Genomic DNA, 12,419 nt, shown 5'->3' on the forward strand with positions numbered 1-12,419 from the left:
TTTTGTTCATGGAACCTAATATTATGTGGGATTTTTTTATGTTTTTTATTTGCTAATATTTGCCAGCCAATGTTTATGGATGATTTTTGGAGATCAAACATTAACGCTTTTTCTAATGGAACTATTTTTGCGAATTTAAAACATGACTACTTTTGTTGGACTGGTAGGTTATCTGCGCAACTTCCAGTTTATTTCTTTTTTAATAAGGATTATCCATCTTTAATATATTTACTAGATATTATAAATGCTCTCGCTATGACATCTTTGATTATATTTTTATTCAAATCTATAACAAAAGGTCAGGATAAGATATCTGGCAAAGAATTTATAGTATATTTGGGTATGTTTATGTCATATTTTATGATATCTGGTTTTATTGCACACTCAATGTGGAAAACAGTAGGTATACAATATTTATGGGGATTAACATTACTCATTATTTTTTATTATTACTGTTTTGTTGAGCAAAAAGAAATTAAAATTTTATCTTTAATAATAGGTGTTATCATAGGGCTATATAATGTAGCTTTTTCTATGGTTATATTTATTTTATTCTTATGCTATATTGTTCACCAACTACTTCAAAAACAAAAGATTAACAAAAATACTTTCTTCTTTTTTATTCCTTTTATGATTTCAACGATAATTCTAATAACAGCTCCTGGGAATTATGTTCGTGAAAGTAGTATGATTAATGGGCAAAGCTTATTTTTATACTTAATAACACATATTGTAAGTTTTATCGGAATATTTTTTTCAAGTTGGGAGCTATCTTTACCATTTATCTTGTCTATAATACTAACATCTATCTACGAAGAAAATATAAAAACAAAAATACTTACGTTAGTTGCGCTTATTCTTGTTTCATGTTCTATGCTTTTAATTATGTTTGGTTTAGCTCTACGTGTTGAAATGATTTATATGACTGTTTACTTCTATGTAGCATGTAAATATCTATTTAATAGTAATATTTACGATGTTTTAAAAAGAGTTTATATATTATTTAGAATCATTGTATTAATATTTTTTGGTTTACTTTTGAGCTCATATTTACAAGTTGGATTATATAATATGAAAAGAATGCACATTATTGAGAGTTTGCAAAGTAAGAATGTAGAAGATGCGATAGTACCACCTATATTTCTTACTATAAAACCGAAAGTATTTTTTATGGATTTAGCACCGTTTACAGATAATTGGTATAATGAGCAGTTTGCTAGTTATTATGGCTTTAAATCAATTAAAACTGATCAATATAGTCAAGTATCAATATTTTAACTTTATCTAAAGAGTATAATTTTTAAATATATATGAGTAGAATATTTTGTAATATGTTATTAGAAGTATTGGCAGAGATATTAACCAAGCTAAAGATGAAATTGGCGGAAGTAATGGCATATGTATAATATCAATAAACTTAAAGAATATAGTTGTATTTTGTATTCTTGCAAAAAGATACGTATATATTGCTGTCAAAAAAAAGAAGCTAATAATAAAAATTACTAACACTATTATTTTTTTTAAATATAACTTATTCATTACGATAAATCTCCGGTTTTGAAACATTGTTATAAATGTGATCACACTCAACAGAATTAAATCCATAAAACTCTGCATAAGCCTTATTGTTATAAGAATTTTTATCTGCGGTTATATCATCATTGAAAATAGTTGCACTCATATATGTTAGACATGGTAGTTTAGGGTTTTTAATACCTTTTTTTTGATAGCTACTTACTAGCTGATTTCTATACTTTTCAAATTTATATAGTTCAATGCGAGTATTAACTATTGATAGTAAATATAATGCTAAAACAATAGCAATCAACAAACTTAATTTATTTAAAAGGTGTCTGGCTTTTATAATAGTTTTAGAGTTATGTGTGTAAAACTGTTGATATGTTGCTATAAAAAAGACTGCATAATAAATTAAAAGTACTCGTTGATTTATATCATAAGATTTAACTACTGGGGTTAATATAAATATGGAGCAAACTAAAGTCAAAGTGTATAAAGTAGCTTTTACTTTCTTAATATTCTTGTTAGAAAATATTAAGGCGATAAAAACTATAAGCATCACGATAAGTATTGCCGTATCTGTAGGTCTTGAGATTATTTGGTTTAATAAATTTATAATATTGTCAAAAGAGTTTGTATGAATTCCATGAGACATTGAGTCTAGGCGGGCATAGTTGCCAGGAGCTCCTATTAATATAACTCCTCCTATTAAGCAAGAGATGAAAAAGGCTACAATAGCGTTGTTAATAGGCTGCTTATATATTTTTCTATCTACAAAATAACATAGGCATAAGAGTGTAGATATTGCAACGTAGATTTCATTATATAATCCGATTACAGAACCTACAAAAATGGCAAAAATTATATTTTCTTTCCCTTTGATAATTGTTAAATAGTATAGGGTTGTTAATAATGTTATACCCCAGAAGTATTGAATTGCTGCAGTTTTCCACAAGATGTTGCCAATAAAGCCAGTTTGGTAGAATATCAGTGTAAAAAATAATGAAAAAATCAAGAAGTCTTTAGATACAATTTTGGCTTTATCAAAACTAACAATTTTAAAAGATATAAACATAAATATAACAAAGGCTATTGAGCTAACAGTATTGATAATAAATAAAGATAGCCCAATATAGGTTTTGCTTAGAAGTAGGTATATTAAAGCCTGGGCGGAAACTCTTCCAGTCCAAGTAAAATAATCAGCTTCTATTGAGTGGACCATCATTATAAGTCCCTTACCTAGAACATCTGTACATGCTCGCCCAAAATCATCTCCTCTTAAAGGTTGGATGTAATTTAAATAAAGTGTAAGGGCAAATATAAATAATACTATCAAAGCAACAGCTATATGATTTCTTTTCATAAAAAAATAAAAAAGTAATAATTTTGAGTTCAGTTTACAACATTTCAGTATTTGTATAAAGATAATATAAAGATACGAAAAACATTATTTTAATTCACTAGAAAACATATTTTCTTAATAGTATAATTATTAGGAGTTATATTGTGTTTACAAGTGTTTAGGAGTCTTTGTGATCAATCTCATTTTATGTGGGGGTAGTGGTACCAGGTTATGGCCAATAAGTAGAAAACTGTTACCAAAGCAATTTGTGCAAATGTTTGACAACAAGTCTTTATTTCAATTAACTATAGACAGAAATTCCTCTGTCTGTGACTCTACAATGGTTGTATCTAATGAAGGACAGCTTTTTTTGGCAAAAGATCAGTTAGAAGAGCTAGGATTATTAAACTCAAGTAGGTTTTTAGAGGAGCCTGTTGGTCGCGACACTGCTCCAGCAATTGCACTAGCCTGTATGAAGTTGGATCCAGAAGAAGTGGTTTTTGTAACCCCATCAGATCATATTATAGATTCAAGTGACGAATATAAGAGTATCATTAAGCAAGCTGAGAAACTTGCTAAGCATAATAGTTTAGTAACTTTTGGAATAACCCCAACTTTTGCAAATACAGGTTTTGGGTATATAAAATCTGCAGGGAACTTTGACGTTGAGAGTTTTCATGAAAAGCCAGACGCTAAAACTGCTGAAGGATTTTTAGCTGATGGGAATTACTATTGGAATTCGGGCATGTTTATGTTTAAGGCAGGGGTTTTTCTTTCAGAGTTACAGAAGCATTCTCCAGAAATACATTCTGCATGTGTTGAAGCTTATAATCGAAGTAATTTAATAAATTCAGATGCTATCAATTATGATGATATGATTAGCATCCCAGCTAAATCAATAGATTATGCGGTTATGGAAAAATCAGATAAGATAAAAATGGTTGTTGCTGATATTGTTTGGAATGATGTTGGAAGCTTTGACTCTCTTTTTGATCAACTCCCTAAGGATAAAAACAATAATACTGTAAGTAACAATCATATTGGTATTGATAGTAAAAATAACTTAATTCACAGTGAGGGCGGATCTAAAAAGATTGCTACTATTGGTGTGGAAGATTTGATAGTGGTTGATAGTGGTGATGCTCTTTTAATTGCTAAAAAAGGAAGCTCGCAAAGAGTCAAAGAAGTTGTGGAGCTTTTGAGTGACGAGTTGAAAAACATTCATTTGACAGCTCATAGGCCGTGGGGAACTTATACGATATTAGAAGATACCCCAGGTTATAAGATTAAAAAAATAGAAGTTAAACCTGGAAAGAGACTCTCTTTGCAGAAACATTATCATCGTAGTGAGCATTGGATAGTAGTATCAGGTACAGCTACTGTGACTAAAGGGGATCAAGATTTTATTGTTAGGCCTAATGAATCTGTGTATATTCGTATGGGTGAGGTTCATAGGCTAGCAAATAATGGTAAAATTCCTGTTGTTTTGATCGAAGCCCAAGTTGGCGAGTATACTGGTGAAGATGATATTGTTAGACTTGAAGATGATTTTAATAGAATTTAATTTAATAAAGTAAATATAAGGATTGTAAATGAAAAAGGTAGCATTAATTACAGGTATCACAGGCCAAGATGGTTCATATTTGGCTGAGTTTTTGTTAAAGAAAGGCTATATTGTTCATGGTATTAAAAGAAGAAGTTCGCTTTTTAATACTGATAGAATTGACCACTTATATCAAGATCCTCATGTTGAGAATAGAAACTTAATTTTACATTATGGTGATATGACTGATTCTATGAATCTAACTAGAATCATTGCAGACACCCAACCTGATGAAATTTATAACTTAGCTGCTATGAGTCATGTGCATGTGTCATTTGAAACACCTGAGTATGTTGCTAATGCTGATGGTACTGGTACTTTAAGAATCTTAGAAGCTGTTAGACTTCTTGGCTTAGAGAAGAAAACTAAGATATACCAAGCAAGTACATCTGAGCTTTATGGTAAAGTACAAGAAATACCACAAAGTGAAACAACACCATTTTATCCAAGATCGCCTTATGCAGTTGCTAAAATGTATGCTTTCTGGATTACAGTTAACTACAGAGAAGCATATGATATGTATGCATGTAATGGTATTTTATTTAATCATGAGTCGCCTGTGCGTGGAGAAACTTTTGTAACTAGAAAGATTACAAGAGCAGCATCTAAAATAGCATTAAATCTTCAGGATAAGTTGTATTTAGGTAACTTAGATGCTAAGAGAGACTGGGGGCATGCAAAAGATTATGTAAGAATGATGTGGATGATCTTACAAGCAGATCAACCTGAAGATTGGGTTATTGCGACTGGTCAGACAACTACAGTTAGAGATTTTGTTAAGTTGTCATTTGCTTATGCTGGTATTAGCTTAAGATTTGAAAATGAAGGTGTTGATGAAATTGGTGTTGTTGATTCTGTTGATCTGGCAAGAGCAAAAGAAGTTAATGTTGATTTATCTCACTTATCAGAAGGACAAGTGGTTGTTTGTGTAGATCCTAGATACTTTAGACCAACAGAAGTAGATTTACTGTTGGGTGATCCGACAAAAGCTGAGCAAAAGTTAGGTTGGAATAGAGAATATGATTTAAAAGACCTTGTAAACGATATGATGGAAGGTGATCTTAAGCTAATGACAAAGGATGTTTACCTTAAAGAGGGTGGCTATAAAATTATGAGCTATTTTGAGTAAGGAAATATCTAAAATGCATAAAGATAGTAAAATATATATTGCTGGTCATAGGGGGTTAGTAGGTTCTGCAATTGTTAAGAATCTTCAGTCTAAAGGTTATAATAACTTAGTTCTAAGAACTCATGCTGAGCTTGATCTAACAAATCAAAAAGCTGTTGAAGATTTTTTTAGTTCTGAGAAACCTGAGTATGTAATTTTAGCAGCAGCTAAAGTTGGTGGTATTGTTGCAAATAACACTTATCGAGCGGAATTTATCTATGATAATATTCAGATTCAAAATAATGTCATACATCAAAGTTATGTAAATGGTGTTAAAAAGCTTTTATTTTTAGGTAGTACATGTATCTATCCTAAAGAGGCCCCTCAGCCAATGCCAGAAGATTGTTTGCTAACTAGCCCGTTAGAATATACTAATGAACCATATGCTATAGCTAAGATAGCTGGTATAAAAATGTGTGAAAGCTATAACTTACAGTACGGGACAAATTTTATATCTGTTATGCCTACTAATTTATATGGTCCAAATGATAATTTTGATCTTGAAAAGTCTCATGTTTTGCCAGCTTTAGTTAGGAAGATACATCTTGCTAAACTTTTAAATGAAGGTCAAACACAAAAGGTTCTGACTAATTTATCTGTGGATTCTATTGAGCAAGCGGAACAATATTTATCTAAGTTTGGTGTTAGTGAAGACTCTGTAGAGATATGGGGTACTGGTAAGCCAAGAAGAGAATTTTTATATTCTGAAGATATGGCAGATGCTTGTGTATTTTTACTTGAGAGTAGAGATTTTAAAGATACGTATTCAAGCAGTGCTAAAGAAATAAGAAATACTCATATCAATATTGGTACGGGAGTAGATATTTCTATTAAAGAGTTAGCTGAGCTTATTAAGGAAATTGTTGGTTTTAAAGGACAGCTTAAATTTAATGTTGATAAGCCTGATGGTACAATGGTTAAGCTTACAGATCCTTCTAAGTTACATTCTTTAGGATGGAAACATAAAGTTGAACTTGAGAATGGCATTAGAAAAATTTATGAATGGTATCTTATAGAGTCCTAGTTATTGAATTAGGATTTAAAGATGTTTCTTGTATATTATCAATTAATTATTGATTCTTATTATTGAGGTGCATTAATTATGAAAGGAATAATATTAGCTGGAGGTAGTGGAACTAGACTATATCCGATTACTAAGGGTGTTAGTAAGCAACTGACACCAATTTATGATAAACCGTTAATATACTATCCTTTATCTGTGCTTATGTTAGCTGGATTAACAGATATTTTAATAATTACTACAGAACAGGATCAATCAAGTTTTAAAAATCTTTTGGGAAATGGCTCTGATCTTGGCATAAATCTTGAGTATGTAGTACAACCAAGCCCAGATGGACTTGCTCAAGCTTTTATATTGGCTGAGGAGTTTCTAGCCGGCGATTCAGCTTGTCTTGTACTTGGTGATAATATTTTTTATGGTCATGCTTTACCTAAGATGTTTATGAAAAGCATTCAAAATGTAGAGCAGATGAATTGTGCTAGTATATTTGGTTATTATGTTGATGATCCTGAGAGATATGGAGTCGCTGACTTTGATGCTGATGGAAATGTGGTGAGTATTGAAGAAAAACCTAAAAAGCCAAAGTCTAACTATGCTGTTATAGGCTTATATTTTTATCCTAATGATGTGGTGGAGAAGGCAAAACAGGTCAAACCATCAGATAGAGGCGAGTTGGAAATTTCTACCCTTAATCAAATGTACCTTGATGAGGGGCGCCTAAAAGTTAAGACTATGGGTAGGGGGTATGCATGGTTAGATACTGGCACACATGAGAGCATGTTAGCAGCTAGCAACTTCATCCAAACTATAGAAGAAAGACAAGGGTTGAAAGTAGCGTGTCTTGAAGAGATTGCTTATGAAATGGGATATATTTCAAAGGAGAAACTTATAAAATTAGCACAACCACTCAAGAAAAATCAATATGGCCAATATTTAATTAAAAGAGCCAAAGAAGGTGCTGTACCACGATGAAATTTTCTAGAACAAAAATAAGTGATGTTGTAATCTGTGAACCAACGGTACATGGAGATGATAGGGGTTACTTTGTTGAGACTTTCCGTGAAGATAAGTTGTTTGATTTTTTAGGTTATAAAATTGACTTCTGCCAAGATAATGAGTCTAAAAGTTCATACGGCGTCCTTAGGGGGTTACATTTTCAATTGCCCCCATATGCTCAAACTAAACTTGTAAGAGTTATTCAGGGTAAGGTATTAGATGTTGCAGTAGATATTCGTAAGGGTAGTTCTACATTTGGTGAGTATGTTGCTGTGGAATTAAGTTCTGAAAATAAGAAACAGATGCTAGTTCCTAGAGGGTTTGCACATGGTTTTGTAGTGTTAGAAGATGATACTATCTTCTCTTACAAAGTGGATAATTATTATTCTTCTGATTATGATAGAGGTGTCGCATTTAATGATGAGAGTATTGGTGTGGATTGGAAGATACCTGTTGATAATCTTAAGCTTTCAGCAAAAGATAAATGTCAGCCGAAACTTAATGATATGGTTGATTTATTTGAAATTGGAAAGAATTATTATTAATGATAGTCTTTGATATAGTGTGTATTGTTTAATGAATAGTGTTAATAATTAAGTAGATGAGCATATATGAGAATACTGGTAACAGGCACTAGTGGACAGTTAGGTTCAGAGTTAAGAGAGCAGGTCAGCGTTGATGAAAATGTCTTAGGTAAGGTTACGAGTGAGAATGGTTTTGAGTATTTTTTTACAGATAGTAACTTGTTAAATATTACTAATCATAGTGAAGTTAAACAATATATTATTGATAACAATATAGATGTTATTATCAATTGTGCTGCGTATACTGCTGTAGATAAGGCAGAATCTGATTTTGAAATAGCAGATAAAATAAATAACTTAGCAGTTGCAAATATGGCATACATAGTGAAAGATCTTAATCTTAAGTTTATCCATATATCTACAGACTATGTTTTTGATGGTCAGAGCTGTAGGCCATATTGTGAAAATGATGAGACAAATCCTCAAGGAGTCTATGGAGCTACTAAGTTAGAAGGTGAAAAAGCAGTTCTAAGTATAAGCCCAAAGAACTCTATAATTATTAGAACATCGTGGGTGTACTCATACTATGCAAATAACTTTGTTAAAACGATGTTGCGCTTAGGGAAAGAAAGAGAATTTTTGGGAGTGATATATGATCAAGTAGGTGCTCCTACTTATGCTAAAGATTTAGCTAAATGTATCTTGGAAATTTTAACAAAACTCAATAACCAAGATGTTGAAGTATATCATTACTCAAATGAGGGTGTTGCAAGCTGGTATGATTTTGCTAAGGAGATTATGAGTGTTGCGGATATCAATTGTCAAATAAATCCAATTGTAACAGCAGATTATCCAACTCCTGCAAAAAGGCCTCATTACAGTGTACTTAATAAGAATAAAATTAAACGAGATTTTGATATAGTTATACCGTATTGGAGAGATTCTTTAAAAGACTGTATAAGAAAATTACAAAAGGATTTATAAAATGTATAAAGCAAAAAATATTTTGGTGACTGGCGCGGCAGGTTTTATTGGTAGTAATTTCGTACGTATGATGCTATCAAGATACGATGACATAAAGATAGTGTCTTATGATAAGCTTACATATGCTGGTAGTCTAGATAATTTGAAAGGCTTAGTTAATGATCAGAATCATACTTTTATAAAGGGTGATATCTGTGATGAAGTTTTAGTACACGAGACCCTCAAAAAACACAATATTGAAACTATAGTTCATTTTGCAGCAGAGTCACATGTGGATAACTCAATAGCTAATCCAAAAGTGTTTTTAGAGACAAATGTAATAGGTACATTTAATCTTTTAAATTGTGCTAAGAAATTCTGGTTGGATGAATTAGGGCTAGATGAAACAAGTTGTAAGTTTCATCATGTATCTACAGATGAGGTATATGGTACTTTATCAAAGGATGATCCAGCATTTACTGAAGAAAAGGCTTATGAGCCAAATTCTCCATATTCTGCATCTAAAGCAGGTTCTGATCATATTGCTAGGGCATATCATCATACTTATAAGCTGCCTGTAACTATTTCAAACTGTTCAAATAATTATGGGCCTTATCAGCATCCGGAGAAGTTGATACCAGTTGTAATTAATAGTTGTATAAATCAAAAGCTAATTCCGGTATATGGAGATGGTTCAAATATTCGTGATTGGTTGTATGTGGTTGATCATTGCGATGCTATTCAAACTGTAATTGAAAAAGGCGTCATAGGTGAAGTGTATAATATTGGAGGTATTAATGAAGTTGATAATCTTACACTTATAAACACTATTTGTAAGTTAATGGATGGGTATAAGCCTGAAAATGCTCCTCATAGTAAACTTATATCATTTGTGGAGGATAGAAAGGGGCATGATTGGCGTTATGCTATAGATAATAGCAAGATTCAGAATCAGCTTAGATGGAAGCCATCACAAGACTTTGAGAAAATGTTCAGAGAGACGATAGAGTTTTATCTAAAGTAGTATACATAACATTTTAAATGTTAATAAATTAAGAAACAAGCCTTTACAAAAAAGTGTATGATTAGTAATAATTTTAAATATATTAGTTGGTCGTATTATTAATCTTTATGCTTTTAGTTTTCCATAGAAAAGGTTTTTCAATATATTTATAACTCAATAGTGATACTATAAATACAAAAATAGAAAAGAGTATTACAAATACTACATTTCCAAATGGACTACAGCCTGCTAGATTAATATAATGCATTAGAATAAGCATTGGAATTGAGTGAAATAAGTATGTTGAGTATGAGATATCTCCAAAAATCCTGAATTTAGAGGCTAGACTATCTTTAATTTCTAAAAATAATATAAGTATTAGTGTTGCACAAATAGCTTGGGCTTGAATACTCCAGCCAAAAGCCCCACTAAATATAATAAGGGTGATAAATGTGATAAAAGCTCTTACTTCCTTTTTTCCTAAAAGACTTTTTAATGGTTGAGATTTATTATAAAAGAATGCAAAAATAAAACCATAAATAAACGTATGCATATATTCAAACATTCCGATATTGATAAAATATGGGAATATGTATGAAATTATAATAACTAAAAAGAAAAAATATTTTTTGCTGCAAATTAAGGAAAAATAGACTATTAAGTAAAAACAGAGTTCTAAAGATAGAGTCCAACCTACTGTAAGTAATGGATAATATCCTATACCAGAAGGGTTTTGACCAGGGATCATTAGAAAAGAGAAAATTAATGATTTTAGGTTAAATGTTGTAAGATGATTTATATATGGAAAAAAATATAAACATAGAATCAAAAATGCAGTAAAAAATATATAAGCGGGAAATACTCTTGTAATTCTTTTTAATAGAAATTCTGTATTATTGGTTGTTTTATTTGCAACTACAAACATCAAAAAACCACTTAAAACAAAAAAAATGTCTACACCAAACTGACCTCTATTATAAAAAAAATAACCAAGCAAACTTCCATATTTAAATCCAAAAAAAAGCTGATTATAGTGGTGAAAAACTACAAGCCACGCTGCCAAGCCTCTTAAAATCTGTAAGCCTATGTTTTTATCTTTTGTTAGCACTAGAAAACTCCTCTATGCCATTTATTATATGTATAATTTACGATTTAAGTTTATTATAAGTAGATCTTTATTTTAAGTTTGGTTAGACAATTTAGACTTATAATTATATTTTTTATAAAAAACCTTGTAATTATATTAAAAAATATGATTAAAGTAAATTTCTAAATGTTCAATCAATTTATATTTTATTTCAAAACTTTTTATATAAATCATAATAACTAGGTTCTGTGCACAAAAATAGATTTTCATCGTAGCCAAATAAAAGTGCAAGCTAATTTAATTATTCCTAGATATACAGAAATGGTTTTATCAAATCTGGAAAATACTCTTCTAAAATGCTTAAGCTTAGAAAAGAAATTTTCTATGAAATGTCTTTCTTTGTATATTTGAATATCAAAAGCTATAGGATTTATTGATTTACAGGGAATAATAGCTTCAGAGGATATATTTTGAATATGTTCTCTAATCTCATTAGAGTGATATGCTCTATCAGTGATAACTTTTGTATTATATACATTCTGTAGTAGGTCTATTGCTACTTTACTATCATGAATTCTGCCTTCTGATAGTAATATTTCCATTGGATTGCCTAAAGCATCAGTTATAGCATGAGTCACTCCTCCAACTGATCTACCAATTGCTTGATTATCATCCTTGTCATATCCTGTAGCACAGGCATGAGCTCTCGCTATGGTTGAATCAAGCATAACTTCTTGTAAATCAGGGTCTTGTACTGACTGAAATAGATCAGAAAATATACCCTTATCACACCAATCTTTAAAACGCTTATGTATTGACCTATATTTACTGTAGTAAAATGGTAACATCCTACATTGGTAGCCTGTACGTAACACATAAAATATTGCTTCAATAAATAATCTTAATTTATTTTCATCATTTGTATGTATGCCTTTTTGTAATTTTAAGAATGATAAAATACTTGACCAAAATACTTCTTTTATATGATAATTCACTTGCTAAACCTTTGATATTTATTGCTTTTCAACTTTTAAATAACAACGGTTTAGCTATTTTCAATCTAATTTATATTTTTTGTGCACAGAGCCTAATCAATAGGGTTATAAACTAAGATAATATTTATAATAATCTAAATAGGTTCCATGAACAAAAAATTATCTAAGCCAAATAAATATGCTAGCTAAAGCCACAAAG

Annotated in this window: 11 protein-coding genes; 8 read left to right on the top strand and 3 right to left on the bottom strand. The window is 30.7% G+C overall.

Going from position 1 to position 12,419, the window contains the following annotated elements; translation table 11 throughout:
* On the top strand, nt 1-1,278 hold a 1,278-nt coding region (locus F3D62_RS12080), incomplete at its 5' end, for a DUF6056 family protein (protein ID WP_224732695.1).
* A gap of 253 nt (nt 1,279-1,531) precedes the next feature.
* Here F3D62_RS12080 and F3D62_RS12085 read toward each other — a convergent pair.
* Nucleotides 1,532-2,881: a DUF6056 family protein gene (locus F3D62_RS12085; protein ID WP_150468499.1), complete on the bottom strand. Its 1,350-nt coding sequence runs from the start codon at nt 2,879-2,881 to the stop codon at nt 1,532-1,534.
* A 169-nt stretch (nt 2,882-3,050) separates the two neighbouring features.
* On the opposite strand from F3D62_RS12085, the gene F3D62_RS12090 reads away from it, so the two are divergent.
* From F3D62_RS12090 to rfbB, 7 genes are all read left to right on the top strand, one after another.
* Complete coding sequence (locus F3D62_RS12090; RefSeq protein ID WP_150468500.1) at nt 3,051-4,424, top strand: mannose-1-phosphate guanylyltransferase/mannose-6-phosphate isomerase; 1,374 nt, start codon at nt 3,051-3,053, stop codon at nt 4,422-4,424.
* A 28-nt stretch (nt 4,425-4,452) separates the two neighbouring features.
* Nucleotides 4,453-5,592 carry a GDP-mannose 4,6-dehydratase gene (gene gmd, locus F3D62_RS12095; protein ID WP_150468501.1) on the top strand — a complete coding sequence of 380 codons (1,140 nt, stop codon included), beginning with the start codon at nt 4,453-4,455 and terminating at the stop codon, nt 5,590-5,592.
* 13 nt (nt 5,593-5,605) lie between these two features.
* Nucleotides 5,606-6,655 carry a GDP-L-fucose synthase family protein gene (locus tag F3D62_RS12100; RefSeq protein WP_150468502.1) on the top strand — a complete coding sequence of 350 codons (1,050 nt, stop codon included), beginning with the start codon at nt 5,606-5,608 and terminating at the stop codon, nt 6,653-6,655.
* Nucleotides 6,656-6,733: 78 nt separating this feature from the next.
* Nucleotides 6,734-7,624, top strand: a complete 891-nt coding sequence (gene rfbA, locus F3D62_RS12105; protein ID WP_150468503.1) for a glucose-1-phosphate thymidylyltransferase RfbA — start codon at nt 6,734-6,736, stop codon at nt 7,622-7,624.
* A complete protein-coding gene (gene rfbC / locus F3D62_RS12110; RefSeq protein ID WP_150468504.1) occupies nt 7,621-8,193 on the top strand; it encodes a dTDP-4-dehydrorhamnose 3,5-epimerase in 573 nt (190 codons plus the stop codon). The genes rfbA and rfbC overlap by 4 nt, the downstream gene beginning before the upstream one ends.
* A gap of 66 nt (nt 8,194-8,259) precedes the next feature.
* Nucleotides 8,260-9,156, top strand: a complete 897-nt coding sequence (gene rfbD, locus F3D62_RS12115) for a dTDP-4-dehydrorhamnose reductase (protein WP_150468505.1) — start codon at nt 8,260-8,262, stop codon at nt 9,154-9,156.
* Nucleotide 9,157: 1 nt separating this feature from the next.
* Nucleotides 9,158-10,159: a dTDP-glucose 4,6-dehydratase gene (gene rfbB / locus F3D62_RS12120; protein ID WP_150468506.1), complete on the top strand. Its 1,002-nt coding sequence runs from the start codon at nt 9,158-9,160 to the stop codon at nt 10,157-10,159.
* Nucleotides 10,160-10,241: 82 nt separating this feature from the next.
* Here the strand turns inward: rfbB and F3D62_RS12125 are convergent, their stop codons facing one another.
* Together F3D62_RS12125 and F3D62_RS12130 are read right to left on the bottom strand one after the other, a co-directional pair.
* A complete protein-coding gene (locus tag F3D62_RS12125) occupies nt 10,242-11,246 on the bottom strand; it encodes an acyltransferase family protein (protein WP_224732696.1) in 1,005 nt (334 codons plus the stop codon).
* A 245-nt stretch (nt 11,247-11,491) separates the two neighbouring features.
* Entirely contained in the window at nt 11,492-12,220 is a 729-nt protein-coding gene (locus F3D62_RS12130; RefSeq protein ID WP_150468507.1) for an IS5 family transposase, read from the bottom strand.
* Between the last annotated feature and the right edge of the window lie 199 nt (nt 12,221-12,419).

It is taken from the genome of Francisella sp. SYW-9 (assembly GCF_008711465.1).
Lineage (GTDB): Bacteria > Pseudomonadota > Gammaproteobacteria > Francisellales > Francisellaceae > Francisella.